This window comes from Kitasatospora sp. A2-31 (assembly GCF_022288725.1).
GTDB lineage: Bacteria > Actinomycetota > Actinomycetes > Streptomycetales > Streptomycetaceae > Kitasatospora.
The window spans coordinates 51,338-65,358 of sequence record NZ_JAKNTA010000021.1 but is presented as its reverse complement, the minus strand read 5'-3'; the positions used below and the strand labels follow the sequence as shown (position 1 = coordinate 65,358).

General features: G+C 73.2%; 8 protein-coding genes. 2 read left to right on the top strand and 6 right to left on the bottom strand.

Annotation, left to right across the window (positions count from 1 at the left end; genetic code table 11):
• Positions 1–50: 50 nt before the first annotated feature.
• Complete coding sequence (locus MCM47_RS35785) at positions 51–3,413, top strand: bifunctional cytochrome P450/NADPH--P450 reductase (RefSeq protein ID WP_238951188.1); 3,363 nt, start codon at positions 51–53, stop codon at positions 3,411–3,413.
• A 67-nt stretch (positions 3,414–3,480) separates the two neighbouring features.
• Here MCM47_RS35785 and MCM47_RS35780 read toward each other — a convergent pair whose 3' ends face one another.
• The 6 genes from MCM47_RS35780 to MCM47_RS35755 form a co-directional block, all read right to left on the bottom strand.
• Positions 3,481–5,313, bottom strand: coding sequence for an alpha-keto acid decarboxylase family protein (locus MCM47_RS35780; RefSeq protein WP_238951187.1), 1,833 nt, complete (start codon positions 5,311–5,313; stop codon positions 3,481–3,483).
• Complete coding sequence (locus MCM47_RS35775) at positions 5,310–7,430, bottom strand: FAD-dependent oxidoreductase (protein ID WP_238951186.1); 2,121 nt, start codon at positions 7,428–7,430, stop codon at positions 5,310–5,312. The genes MCM47_RS35780 and MCM47_RS35775 overlap by 4 nt, the downstream gene beginning before the upstream one ends.
• Before the next feature lie 25 nt (positions 7,431–7,455).
• Complete coding sequence (locus MCM47_RS35770; RefSeq protein ID WP_238951185.1) at positions 7,456–8,946, bottom strand: Dyp-type peroxidase; 1,491 nt, start codon at positions 8,944–8,946, stop codon at positions 7,456–7,458.
• A 303-nt stretch (positions 8,947–9,249) separates the two neighbouring features.
• Positions 9,250–10,134: a DMT family transporter gene (locus MCM47_RS35765; protein ID WP_238951184.1), complete on the bottom strand. Its 885-nt coding sequence runs from the start codon at positions 10,132–10,134 to the stop codon at positions 9,250–9,252.
• Between the two features lie 229 nt (positions 10,135–10,363).
• Positions 10,364–11,155, bottom strand: a complete 792-nt coding sequence (locus MCM47_RS35760; protein WP_238951183.1) for a trans-aconitate 2-methyltransferase — start codon at positions 11,153–11,155, stop codon at positions 10,364–10,366.
• A 171-nt stretch (positions 11,156–11,326) separates the two neighbouring features.
• Entirely contained in the window at positions 11,327–12,700 is a 1,374-nt protein-coding gene (locus tag MCM47_RS35755) for a histidine-type phosphatase (protein WP_238951182.1), read from the bottom strand.
• Positions 12,701–13,141: 441 nt separating this feature from the next.
• Here MCM47_RS35755 and MCM47_RS35750 point away from each other — a divergent pair, with 441 nt between their 5' ends.
• A complete protein-coding gene (locus MCM47_RS35750; RefSeq protein ID WP_238951181.1) occupies positions 13,142–13,864 on the top strand; it encodes a hypothetical protein in 723 nt (240 codons plus the stop codon).
• The last annotated feature ends 157 nt before the right edge of the window (positions 13,865–14,021 follow it).

Below are 14,021 nucleotides of genomic sequence, written 5' to 3'. Positions count from 1 at the left end.
CGCCCGTACCGGCGGTAACCATGCAGACCTCTGTGAAGGGCAGTACACCCATGGCCGAGACCCCGTCCGACCTGCCGGTGCCGAGCGGGGAAGTCGATGGCGTCCCCGTGATCGACGTGTCCGAGATCGGCCTGGGCGCCGTACCCCTGTTGCAGCAGATGGAGTTGGCCCGGCGGAACGGGCCGGCCTTCGTCCAGCGCATCCACGGCCGCGACACGCTGTTCGTCAGCGGGCTCGACCTGGTCACCGAGCTCGCCGACGAGCAGCGGTTCACCAAGGCGGTCGGCCCGGCCCTGGTCAACGTGCGCGAGTTCACCGGCGACGGACTGTTCACCGCCTTCAACGACGAGGCCAACTGGGCCAAGGCCCATGACGTCCTGATGCCGGCCTTCGCCCTGGGCTCGATGCGGACCTACCACCCGGTGATGCTCAAGGTCGCCCGGAGACTCCTCGACTCCTGGGACCGCCACGCCGTCGACGGCACACCGGTCGCCGTGGCGGACGACATGACCCGGATGACCCTGGACACCATCGGGCTGGCCGGCTTCGGCTTCGACTTCACCTCCTTCGAACGCGCCGCGCCGCACCCCTTCGTGGAGGCCATGGTGCGCTGCCTGGAGTGGGCGATGATCCGCCTCGGCCGGGCGCCCGGGGGTGACCACCGGGCGGTCGACGCGGCGATGCGGGCGGACGCCGACTACCTGGCCGCCGTCGTCGACGAGGTCGTCACGGCGCGGACCGCCGGCAGAGCCCAGCCGGAGCACACCGACCTGCTGGCGCTGATGCTGGAGGCCGTCCACCCGGCCGACGGCACCACGCTGGACGCGGAGAACATCCGCAACCAGGTCATCACCTTCCTGATCGCCGGCCACGAGACCACCTCCGGCGCGCTCTCCTTCGCCCTGTACTACCTGGCCAAGCACCCCGCGGTGCTCCGCCTGGTCCAGCAGGAGGCGGACGACCTGTGGGGCGACCGGGCGGACCCGGAGCCCACCTTCGAGGACATCGGCCGTCTGCGGCTGACCCGCCAGGTGCTCAACGAGGCCCTGCGCCTCTGGCCGACCGCCCCGACGTTCTCGCGCGAGGCCCGGGAGGACACCCTGCTCGGCGGCCGGATCAGGCTGCGAGCCGGTCAGGACGTGCGGGTGGTCGTCCCGATCCTGCACCGGGACCGCACGGCCTGGGGCGACAACCCGGAGGCCTTCGACCCGTTCCGCTTCGCCCCGGCCGCCGAGGCGGCCCGCTCCCCGCACGCGTTCAAGCCGTTCGGCACCGGCGAACGAGCCTGCATCGGGCGGCAGTTCGCGCTCCACGAGGCGACGATGCTGCTCGCGATGCTGGCCCACCGCTACCGCCTGGTCGATCACGCCGACTACCGGCTGACCGTCAAACAGAGCCTGACCATCAAGCCGGACGCGTTCACGCTCACCATCGTCCCGCGGACCCCGTCCGACCGGGCGGCGAACCGTGCCGCGCTGCGCGCCGGAGCCCCGGCGCACGGCGTGGACGGCAACGGCACCCAGGGCACCCACGGCACCCAGGGCACGCAGGACTCGCAGGACCCGCAGGGCAGCGTCGGCGGACGGCAGGGGCCTGCCGGGCACACGGGGCCGACCCGGGTCCACCCGGGCACCGGGGTGCTGCTCCTGCACGGCTCCAACTACGGCACCTGCCGCGAGTTCGCCGCCCGACTCGGGGACGCCGCCGCCGAACTAGGCTGCGACACCGTCGTCGCCCCGCTCGACGCCTGCGCCGGCAAGCTCCCGACCGACCGGCCGGTGGTCATCGTCGCCGCCTCCTACAACGGTCAGCCCACCGACGACGCTGCCGCGTTCGTCCGGTGGCTGGAGCAGGCCGGGCCCGGCAGTGCGGACGGCGTCCGCTACGCCGTCCTCGGCGTCGGCGACCGCAACTGGACGGCCACCTACCAGCGCGTCCCCACCCTCGTCGACGACCGCCTCGCCGCCCTCGGCGCCACCCGGCTGCTGCCGCGCGGCGAGGCCGACGCCTCCGGCGAGCTCACCGGCGCCGTGGACGCCTTCACGGCGGCGCTCCGCACCGCGCTGCTGCACCACCACGGCGACCCGGAAGCCGGCGCCACGCCCGCGGCCGGGAACGCGCACGGGGACGCCGCCGGGAACGCGCACGGCACCGCGCACGGCACCCCCGGCTACACCGTCACCGAGCTCACCGGCACCTCCCTCGACGCGCTGGCCACGCGCCACGGCCTGACCCCGATGACCGTCACCGCGACCGGTCACCTCAGCCGCCCGGACTACCTCAGGATCAAGCGCCACGTGCGCCTCCGCCTGCCGGAGGGCACCGCCTACCGCACCGGCGACCACCTCGTCGTGCTCCCGGCCAACGACCAGGAGCTGGTCGAACGCGCGGCCAAGGTGCTGCATCTCGACCTCGACGCGGTGCTGGGCATCACCCCGACCCGGCCGCGCCGGGACGGCCTCGCCGTGGACCGGCCGCTCACCGTCCGGGAACTGCTCACCCACCACGTCGAGCTGCAGGACCGGCCGACCGCCGCCCAGCTCGCCGCGCTGGCCGCCCTCAACCCCTGCCCGCCGGAGCAGGCGGCCCTGCGCGCTCTCGCCGACGCGCGGTCGGCGGGCGGCCCGGACGCACCGGCCGACCCGCGCACCCTCCTCGACCTGGTCGAGGACCACCCGGCGCTCCGGAGCGGGGCCCTGACCTGGCCCGCCCTCCTCGAACTGCTCCCGGTCCGCCGCCCCCGGCACTACTCCGTCTCCTCCTCGCCGGCCGCCGACCCGGGCCACGTCGACCTGATGGTCTCCCTCCTCCAGGGGCCGGCCCGGTCGGGCCAAGGCACCTACCGGGGCACCGGTTCCGGCTACCTGAGCGGTCTGCGCCCCGGGGACACCGTGCTCGCCCGGCTCCAGCCCTGCCGCGAGGCGTTCCGGATCGACCACAGCGCCACCACCCCGGTCATCATGGTCGCCGCCGGTACCGGTCTGGCCCCCTTCCGCGGTGCCGTCGCCGACCGGCGCGCGCTGCTCGCCGGCGGCGCCCGACTGGCCACCGCACTGCTCTACTTCGGCTGCGACGCGCCGGACGCGGACTACCTGCACGCCGAGGAACTGCGGGCGGCCGAGCGGGCCGGTGCGGTGTCCCTGCGCCCGGCCTTCAGCGAGGCCCCCGTCGGGGGGCGGCGCTTCGTCCAGGACCGCGTCGCGGCGGAGGCCGACGAGGTGTGGTCCCTGCTGGAGGCCGGCGCCGGAGTCTACGTCTGCGGCGACGGCGCCCGGATGGCGCCCGGTGTCCGCGCGGCCCTGGAGACCCTCTACCGCGACCGCACACCGGGTGCGGGCGAGGCGGACGGCCGGGCCTGGCTGCAGCGCCTGATGGCCGAGGGCCGCTACGTCGAGGACGTCTACGCCGGCTGACGCACGCACCCGCCCGGGCAGCGCACCGGCCCCCGTCGGGGACGGGGGCCGGTGCGCTCGGGGACGGCTACGGGCACTTCTCGTCGATCTTGTACTGGAGCGCCTTCGGGTAGTCGTGCCGGCTCAGCCGGACGCGGGCCAGGATCGGCGCGTGGTTGATGTCGTTGCCGGCATCGGCGATGTCCGTCAGGAGCGCGTCGAGCTCGGCGTGGGTGGTGAGCTCGAACCCGTGCATCCGGTCCTTGTCCGTGCCGAACACCTCGGCCAGCTTCTCGTACCGCCAAGGGTGCAGCACGTTGTAGAAGTCGGCCCCGTTCGAGGGCTTCTCCTTGTAGTAGCAGGGGCTCACCAGCATCTGTTCGATGCCGTAGAAGCCCTCGTTGTCCAGGACGAAGACCACCGGCCGCAGGTGGTGCCGCACCTGGGTGGACAGCTCCTGGCAGATCTCCTGGAACGAGCCGTCCCCCACGAACACCAGGGGCCGCTTCATCGCCTGCTGCCGGCCCAGGGCCACGCCGGTGGCCGCGCCGACCGAGTAGCCGATGGACAGCCAGCTGTTCTGGGCCAGGAACCCGGCCCGCTCGGTGATCCGCAGGTTCATCGAGCCGAGCAGCGCGAACGCCGCGTCCGAGACCACGGTGAACGGCGAGGGGGCGTCCGGGTCCCCGCCGGTGGCCCGGTGCTCCAGGAAGTGGTTGACGTGCTGGAAGAAGCTGTCGTACGTCAGCTCGGCCGGGTGCTCGTCGGAGCTCAGCGAGTCCAGGAAGTCGGCCGTGCTGGCCGGGACGTCCAGGCCCGCCGCGTAGGCCAGCGCGAAGTGGTCGTCCGGGAAGGTCCGAGCGCCCAGCCCTTCGCGCAACGCCGGGATGAACCGGCCGAGCTGGACCTCCGGGAAGTACTTGGCACCGACACTCACGCCGCCCCGGGCCGCCACGATCCAGTCGTCGCCGATCGACTGCTCGCCGCCGAGGTTCTTGGAGGTGGACCAGGTGCCCAGGCCGATCCGGCACCCGGCGTTCCTGAAGGTCCGCCGGATCTCCGGCAGGCTCGCCCTGCCGTTGTAGACGCCGGCGAACAGCGGGTGCCGTTCGGAGACCACGGACTTCGCGCCGACCGTGGTGCAGAACTGCATCCGGGTGAGCTGGACGAAGTCCAGCAGCTCGTCCTCCAGCCGCTGACGGACGAGCTCCTCGCCGGCCCAGACGATCGGTGTGCCGAACCTCCTGATCAGCTCCACCGCCGCGGTGACGGCCTTGTCCAGCATCTCCTGGTTCCGCTCGGTGAACGGCCGCTCGTGAGCGCGGAGTTCGCCCTGTGGAGGCGCGCAGGGCGCGTGCCAGAGGTCCTCCATGACCTCCAGGTAGACGGGCTTGCGCTCGGTCAGGCAGGCGGTGATCGCGCTGTCGATCTGCGAGGGTGCGAGCCCCGGGTTGGAGAGCACCTGCGCGTCCACCGTGACCTGACGGTAGACGTCGAGGTTGCTCTCCCGGCGCGGGCTCATGTGCGAGGTGAGCAGGCCGACGGCCTGCTGGTTGAGCCATTGCTCGTAGGAGGGCGCCGCGTTGATCGCGATCAGCGGCACGTCCTCGACGTAGGCGCCGCCGACGGCGTTGAGCAGGCTGAACGCACCCACCCCGTAGGTCACCGCGACCGCGCCGACGCCGTGTCCGCCCTGCGCAGGGTCGGCGTCGGCGGCCCGCACCCGGGCGTAGGCGTCCGCGGCGTAGCCGCCGCCCATCTCGGTCGGGGTGCCGACCCAGCGCACCGCGGTGGTTTCGTGCATGATCGTCAGGAACGGGCCGAGGAAGTCGCCCGGTACCCCGAACAGGTGCCGGATGCCCAGCTGCTCCAGCCTGGTGGCCAGGTAGCGGGCCACCGTCCACTCGTCGCCGCCGCTCATCGGCTCAGCTCCTCCTGCCGGCTCTCCAGCCGGCTCTCCCGGCGGACCTGCACCTCGGGTCGGCCCTCGGGTTCCGCAGCGGGCGGCGGCGGGGGAGCCTCGTGCACGGCGATGGCCGCCCGGACGGCGGTCTCCACCGCGCCCTCGATCCAGGCGTGCTTGAGCGAGACGTGCTCGCCGGCGAAGTGCACCGGGCCCTCGGGCTTGACCACGTCGAGGTGGAAGCTGGTCATCTGGTGCGGGGTGTACACCGCCGCCTCGCCGAACGCGTACGGGTCGCGGAGCCAGCTCTGCGTCTTGCCGTAGCCGGTGTAGAACACCTCGATCCGCCGGCCGTGCACCGACTGGAGGTTGCGCAGCGCGTAGACGTACCGCTCGTCGTCCTCCATGGAGTCCCAGCGCACCGCGTCGTCCGACCAGCTGTAGCTGGCCAGCACGACACCGCCGCCCTCGCCGTCGGGCACCGGGTGCGAGGGGTAGTACATGAAGCGGTTGGGGTTGTCGGTGGTCGAGCCGCCGCCGAAGCAGTTGGTGGCGGGGCGCACGCTCGCCCGCAGCAGCGGGGTGCTCTGGTAGACGTCCCGCTGGCCCTGGCTGATGCGGCGCTCGTCCACGCTCCGGTGCGCGCCGAGCAGCACGTCCGGCAGGTTGCGCGGCGGCCGGTGGCCGTTGTGGGCGGCGGCCACGGCCGCCTCCGCGTCGTCCTCGCCGGCCCGCTGGTAGTACTCGTACAGGCCGGGGGCGATGGAGTCGAGTTCGACCTTCCAGTCCGCCTCGGTGAACTCCCACCAGCGGCGGGAGAACTCCAGTAGCACCTTGGTGGCCTGGTCGTAGTGGGTCTCGATGATCGCCCGGCGCTTCTTGTAGGAGAACGGGGGCGTCACCTGGACGAACCGCAGGGCGGAGAACGGTACCGTGACGATCGCGAAGTCGCCCTTCCAGACGGTGGGTTCGGCCTCCGGATCGTCCTCGGGGACGGTCTGGACGGCGACCTGCGGCCCGACCGGGCCGACGTTGCGGGCTCCGCCGCCGTCCCGGCGGGGGTCCCAGTACTCCATCCGGATCATCCGCTCGCCCATCCGCAGCTCGTCCCGGAGCTCGGCGGCGAGCACGTCCGGCAGCTTCCAGCTGCCGCCCGCGATCTCCCAGTAGGTGGCCCTGGGGTCGATGTCGCTGCGGCCGAGGAAGGTGTGGAAGAAGGCCAGGTGCAGCCGCGAGGTCATGTTCTCGATGGTGCCGATCGCCTCGACGGCCTCGTCGCTGAAGCCCGCGTACTCGCGCAGGAAGCGGCCCATCGAGTAGCCGTCGAAGTCGCGGATCACCCGGGCCCAGCCGTCCAGCCACTCGGCGAACGGCTTGTTCACCCGCTTGCCGTCCTTGATCACCGAGTAGTAGTCGCGGACCGGCTCGAGCGCCTGGTTGACCATGTCGGCGGCGGTGATCCGCACCTCGTCGCCGGTGAGGTGGAAGCCCTCGTTGACGCAGCTCGGGTCGGCGGCGTACTCCTTGCGGCGGGCCTGGAGCCGGTTGGTGCGGATCCAGGAGTTGAAGCGCTTGGCCGGCTCGCGGAAGTCCGGGCTGTCCGCACCGTACTTCCAGACCTTGCCGGGCTCGAAGGACTCGTAGACCACCGGCGGCACGGGCGCGTTCTGGTTGCCGGTGTCCGGATCGACGTCGACGTTGAAGAACAGCTGCCGCTGCAGACCGAGGCTGTCGACCAGCGCCAGCGTGAGCGGGTGGAAGCTGGGCAGCCGCATGGCCCCGGCCTCGGCGTACTGCTCCGGGTCGTAGAACGGTGTCTCGGCGGCGTCGTCGGCGGCACGGAAGGTCTTGATCCGCCCGCCGACCCGGCTGGCGTTGGCCTCCAGGATGGTGACGTTGTGTCCGGCGTCCTTGAGCAGCTTCCCGGCGACCAGGCCCGCGATGCCCGCGCCGACGATCAGCACGTCCTTGGGCTCGTCCGTCGCCGGGATGCCGTCCTTGATCAGGACGTCGAGGTAGCGCAGCTTCAGGTCCTTGCCGTCCGGACCGACGAGCAGCAGCTCGCGCGCCAGCTGTTGGCAGGTCTGCCAGCGGGCGCGGTCGTCGGCCGTGCCCGCGATGACGGGGTTCTCCATGGTGTCTCCTCGCGGTGTGCGGCGGTCAGGACCCGACCGGCTTGTTGGGGAGGTCCTTGCCCTCGGCGAGGAGGCGCAGGGTGCTGATCGAGGGGGTGAAGGCGTAGAGCGCGCCCGTGGTGCGGACGAAGCGCTTCATGTCGACCGTGCCGGAGGTGCCGTCCGCGAGGCCGATCTCGGCCTTGCCGGCGAGGCCGATGACCTTGTCCGGGCCGTTTGGGACGTGCGGGGCGCCCGTCGGGTCCCCGGGAGGGAAGTTCGGGTCGTTGGCCCAGTGCTGCTGGACCAGCTCGAACTGCATCTCCAACGAGGTGCCGTAGCAGACGAACATCAGCCCGCGGTCCTTGCCGTCGTCCGCGCCGCCCGGGAACTCGGGGCCGTAGGGGATGCCCCGGCGCATCAGCCGGTGGCTCTTGGGCTTGCCGTCGCCGATGCCGGCGAAGGCGCGCGGGTGGGTGCGGCGGATGTGCGCGACCCAGGGGGTGTGCTGGCCGATCGGGTCGTTCTCGTAGTCGAAGTCGTTGCGGTCGGACCCGAGACCGGTCAGGGCGCCGGTCGGCGGGGCGAGCGGCGTGCCGTCCTTGGCACGGCCGACCAGGCAGGCGCCGAGCCGGTTGGGGTCCATCGTCCCGGTGAAGTTCTCGACGCCCTCCACCACGGCCTTGTTCCAGCCCGCGACGTCCTGGCGCAGCCGGCGCACCACCTGGAGCGAGCCGTTCGTCATCCAGGCGGGCGCCGTCCGGTCGCCCGCCTCGCTCTTGTGGCCGAAGACGAACTCGCCGGGTTCGATCAGCTCGGTCCCGGCGTGGTTGTCGCGGAAGCCCTTGTTGTCCGGGTCCTCGCGGTGGAAGTCCTTCACGCCGGGCTGGGAGATGCCGTCCTTGTACCCGAAGTGCTCGTGGCCCTTCAGCGGGCCCGTCAGGGTGCGGCCCTGGTCCACGTGGACACGGGTGATCTGGTGCGCGTTCTCGACCGCGTCGAGGTTCTTCAGCTTCTCGTTCAGCAGCTCGTCGGTGTCCGCGGCGACGATGAGGACGGCGTGCACGACCTTGTCGCCGGTCCCGGAGCCGAACAGCCAGTGCTCGGGGCCGCTCTCGCCGGCGTCCCCGAGGGCCTCGGCCCGCGCGGCCGCGCCCGCGCAGAACGCCGGGAAGCCGCTGAGGTCCTTCTTGACCTGATCGGGGTCGACGGCGACGGTCAGCAGGCCCTCGAAGGTGAGCGAGACCCCGCAGCGGACTGTCGCGAGGGCGGGGTCGCGGCCGCTGGCCCGGCGGGCGAACGAGTACTGCTCGTTGAAGTCCTCGGTCTCGTTGGTCGTCGCGACGGTGTTGAGGATCGCGGAGAGCCAGCCGCGGCCCTTGGCGGCGTCCGGGAAGTGCAGGTAGCGGAAGTCCGTGAAGTCCTTGTTGAACGCCGCCAGGATGTTGCCCTGGATGTCGGTGTTCGTGCGCAGCTTCGGCTGGGGCAGCTGCTCGATGGACGGCACGGTGGTGGGACGGGTGGGCGTCGTGGTCACGCTCGGGCTCCTCGCGGTGGGTAACAGGCAGGAGCTGTCACGAAATGTGACAGCACCACTACCCAACGTAGCTTCGTCGTCGAGAGCGCTGTCAACCGGAGGTCAGCCTCCCGACGGGCTCACGGAGCGTCACCGGGGAGTTCGAGTGATGGCCTGCGGGGGCGGTGCGGTCCTGCCGCCGGAGCCGGAGCCGGGGCCGGAGCCGGGGCCGGAGCCGGAGCGGGACCGGCGCCGGGTCCGCCTGGCCGGCGGCCGGACCGGTCGTTCGGCCGGCCCGGCGCGGAAGGCCCGTGGCCGCTCCTGTCAGCCGCGCCGGGAGACCGCGACGCCGGCCAGGCAGAGGGCGCCGCCCGCCAGGGTCAGCGCTCCGGGCGCCTCGCCCAGCAGCGTCCACGCCATCAGCACCACCAGGGCCGGCACGGAGTACGTCGTCGCGCCCATCCGGCCCGCCGTCGTGCGGGACAGGGCGTACGCCCAGGTGGTGAACGCCAGCGCGGTCGGGAACAGGCCCAGGTACACCACGTTCAGGGTCGCGGACAGCGGGGCGTCCGCGAGGTCCGAGACCAATTGCGGCGCGAACGGCAGACAGGCCACCGCGCCGATCAGGCAGCCGAAGGTCGTCGCCTGGAGCGGCGTGGCGTGCCGAAGGGCGGGCTTCTGGCTCACCACGCCCCCCGCGTACACCGTCGCCGCCAGCAGGCAGAGCAGGATGCCGAGCACCGAGCTGCCGCCCCCGCTCGACATGGAGAAGCCCACCACGACCGCCCCGCCCAGCGAGACCGCCATCCCGGCCAGCAGCTTGGGCGGGAAGCCCTCCTTGAGCAGCCAGCCGCCCAGCAGCGCGATCAGCACCGGCCCGATGCCGACCAGCATGGCGGCGGTGCCGGCGTCGACCTGCTTCTCACCCCAGTTCAGCGCGACCATGTAGAGCCCGAACCAGAGCAGGCCCGAGGCGGCGATCCCCGGCCAGGCCGCCCGCGGCGGCAGCCCCTCCCGCCGGTACACCAGCAGGGCGAGCAGCGCCACCGCGCCCACCAGCAGCCGGCCGAGCGCCAGCGCCCCCGGCCCGAAGTGCGCACCGGCGCTGCGGATCGCCACGAACGCGGACGCCCAGAGCAGCACCGTCGTGGAAGCGGCCGCCAGTGTCCTGCCGTCGATTCGGGTCGTGCCCGCCACAGAGAGATCCATGCCGGTGAACCTACGCCCCGCACGTTTCGGCTCCCACCGAAATACCGCGGGCCGGCCCGCCGGTCCCGCCGGTCCCGCCGGGCGCGACAACCGGCCGCCTCGCCCGGTCGCACCGCCCTGATGCGTCGTCCGGCCACCTCGCCCGGCCACCTCGTCCGGCCACCTCGTCCGGCCACCTCGTCCGGCCACCTCGCCCGGCCACCTCGCCCGGCTGTACCGTCCGGAAGCCTCACCCGGCCGTTCGCGCCGCCCGCCGGACCGTCAGCATGTCCTGGGTGTGGCCGATGACGTAGCCGCCGTCCGGCTGGGCGAAGTGCCGCCGGACGTAGGCGGCCAGCTCGCCGCGGTTGGGCAGCGGGTCCATGGTGGCGAGGTCGGCCACGTTCACCATGAACTCCGCGACGTCCACCGCCTCGTCGAGGCGGTCGGTCCGGTAGCGGAGGTCGAGCGTCTCCAGCGCGTACTCGTGCGCCGGCTCGCGCTCGCGCAGGCTCTCGGCCAGCGGCCGCAGGTCGTACCGGACGCCCGTGAAGTGCGCGGCCATCCGCATGCAGGGGCTCTCCGGGTTCTGGAGGACCACCAGGAGGGTGCCGCCGGGAGCCGTCCAGTCCAGGATCCGGCCGACCACCGGCAGCCACTCCTCGGCCGGCACGTAGTACAGCACGTGCGAGAGGTGGACGAGGTCCGCCGGCTCGGGCGGCCGGGCACGGTCGATCGGTTCGGGCAGCACCAGCGCCCCGGGGCAGGCCGCGTGGAGCTTCTCGCGCATCGCCGCACTCGGTTCGACGGCCACCGTGCGCTCGAAGTGGCGCGCCAGGTACGCGGTGGTCCTGCCCTCGCCCGCGCCCACGTCCAGCAGCACCCGGCGGCGCTCCAGGCCGGCGACGACCTCGCCCAGCCGGGCGTGGGTGAGCGGCTTCTCGTCGGTCCCGGCGAGGAAGAGTTCGAAGGCCCGGCGGTACGCGGGGCCGGAGACGTCCAGCACCTGCACTGGGCCGGAATCCACGATCCCTGCTTCCATGGGAAAGCCCCCTCCTCGACGGTCCGCGTTGCCGGGCCATTGCAGCGCGAACCGGCACGCCCGCAGTGCAGTGACGTTCCTGCCCGCGTGTCGCCGCCGGGTCCCACGCCGGTGGAACGGACGTCGCCCCGTGCCGGTCGCGGACACGGGGCTCGGGTGCGCCGGACTGCGTCAGCCGCGGCCGAGGCACCGCTGGAGCTCGTCGAGGTCGTAGAAGTGGCTGAGCGGCGTCACGGGCCGGCAGGAGGGCTTGAAGGCGGTCTCCTTCTCGTTGTAGAGCATCCGCACGAGGTAGCTGGCCGGCTTGCCGCCGGCGGGCTTGTTCGCGAACAGGTCCCACTGGATGTTCGCGCCCATCGGGGAGACGTCGGCGCCGCGCCAGGGGTTGTTCCGGTAGGTGTACGGCGTCCCCGGCTCGGCGGGCTCGGTGCTGCCGGGCAGGCCCATGAGCGCGGCGAGCGGCTCGATCTCCTCGGCGTGGGTGAAGCGCAGGACGGCGCCCTTGTCGCTGGAGCCGTCCGCCTTCGCCCGGGCCTGGGCGAGGAGGTCGTCGAGGAGGACGCCGGCCATCTTGTAGGTGATCGTGCGTCCGCTGAAGGCGGGGCCCTTCTGGTAGAACTCCTCGGCGTCGTCCAGGTAGGCGAACCACCGGGCGTCGCGCGGGGCGAGGAAGCGGGAGAGGTCGACGTCCGGCGCCTCGACGCTCAGGTCGGGCGCCGCGGCGAAGAGCCGGTGGAGCGAGCGCGCGAAGGACACCTGTGCGGCGGCCGGGAGGGCGGCGACGAAGTCGCGGTGGAACAGGCGGGCGACGACGCGGTGCGCGGCCTCGGCGGTGCGGGGGTCGGCGTCGATCCTCGCGAGGACCGCGGCCAGATCCGGGTCGCTCGCCAGGTAGGCCTGGTAGTCGGCGTTCTGCGGCTGCTTGTGGAAGTACAGCAGGTTCTTGTCGGTGACCGGAGCCTTGATCACGCCTGCCAGCGCCGGATCCCCGTCGGTCAGACCACGGGTGAAGGCTGCGGCACTCGCCACGGTGCGGGTCACGCCCGACGTCTCGACCACGACGGGCTCGTGCTCGGCGGCGATCCTCTCGAACAGGGCCGGAAGGCGCTGCTCCATGCGCAGTGCGGTCTCGTGGTGCTCCTGCGCGCCGCGCGCGGAGAGGTTGCCGTAGCCGAGGGCCGACGCCGCGTCCAGGAGCGACTGCACCTGGGGGCCCAGCTCCGCGCCGAGATCGGTGAGGGCGCCCCGCTGCTCGGCCTGCCGCAGCACGGCGAGCACCGCTTCGCCGTCCGCGCCGTCCGACATGGCCCGGGAGCCGTGACGGGCGACGTTCTCGGTGAACACCGGGCTGAAGCCCTTGGGCGGCTGCTGGTAGTGGCCCGGCTTCTCCTGCGGTGCGTACGGGGCCTTCGTGCCGTACAGGTCCTGGACGGCGTGCGGGGCGCCGGTCATCTCCCGCGCGGAAGCGGTTCCTGCGGCACACAGCAGGCCGACCGTCAGGGGGACGGTCATGGCGGCGGAGAGGAGGGCGGTGCGCTTCAACACGGGTCCTTCGGTCGATGCCGGGCTACTGGCCACGGGGCTGCCGGCCACTGCTGGGCGGCCGCGGTCGCCACCAGCCTCGCGTCGCGACGGGAATCGCCGCCGACACCGCGCCGTGAACCGGATGAAGGGTGGCTTAACGCTGGTGCGCGCGGGCCCGTTGCCCGCGGCCGCGGCGCCTCGGTGCCGGTGCTCGCACGCCCCGCCGGAACGGCGGGCGTCGGGGTGAGGCGTCGGGCGTCGGGGCGCTGCGTCGGGGCATCGGGGCGGGGCGTCGGGCGTCTGGGCGTCTGGGCATCTGGGCGCCGTGCGTTGGCAATTCGTTCGCCCTGACGGCGGCGACCAGCGAGGATGTCCGGATCAGGGGGCTGCGGTGCGCCCCGCCGTGGCCTCGGGTGCGGCGGCCGGCCACAGCGTCGACAGGACCGAACGGAGAAGAGACGAGTGACGATACATCTGGTCGGCGGCGGACGTGACGAAGGGCTCGCCAGCGAGCTGTACGGGCCGTTCCTGGCCGACGCGGGCAGCGATCCGGTGGTGGCCTGCCTGCTGCTCGACGAGGGCGACGTGCCGGAACAGTTCGAGCGCTGGACGCGGATCCTGACCGCGGCGGCCCCCTGCCGTCCACGCGCCGTCCCGGTGGCCGTCGGCGAAGCCTTCGAACCGGCGGTGCTGGACGGTGCGGACGCCGTGTTCGTCGGCGGCGGGCTGACGCCCGAGTACCAGGCCTCGCTGGCCGGACCGCTCGGCGCCGCCCTGGCCGGGCGCCGGCTGGCGGGCCGTCCGCTGCCGTACGCGGGCTTCTCGGCGGGCGCCGCGATCGCCGCGCGGCAGGCCGTGGTCGGCGGCTGGCTGGCGGCCGGTGTGCCGGTCTGCCCGGAGGACGCGGCGGAGGACCTGGAGGAGGTCACGGTCGGCCCCGGCCTGGCCCTGTTGGCGCCGGCCATCGAGGCGCACGCAGCCCAGTGGGGCACCCTGGCCCGTTTGGTCGAGGCGGTCGCCGCCGGCCTGGTGCCGTACGGGATCGCCCTGGACGAGAACACCGCGCTCTCCGTGAGCGACGGGGTCGGCCTGGTGCGGGGCACCGGCCGGGCCCATGTGGTGCGCCCGGACGGGGACGGCGTCTCTGTCCGTTCCCGTGCCGCCGGCGCGCGGCTGGCGCTCTGACGCACGGTCCAAGCGGGACGCACGGTCCAAGCGGGACGGGCGGCACGAGCGGGACGAGCGGGACGGGCGGCGGGTCGCGGCGGGTGGCGTGGTGGCGGGCGCCCGGACGAGCGCCCCGTCGCGCCCGGTGGGCGCGGCTCGCGTCGGGGCCGGGGGC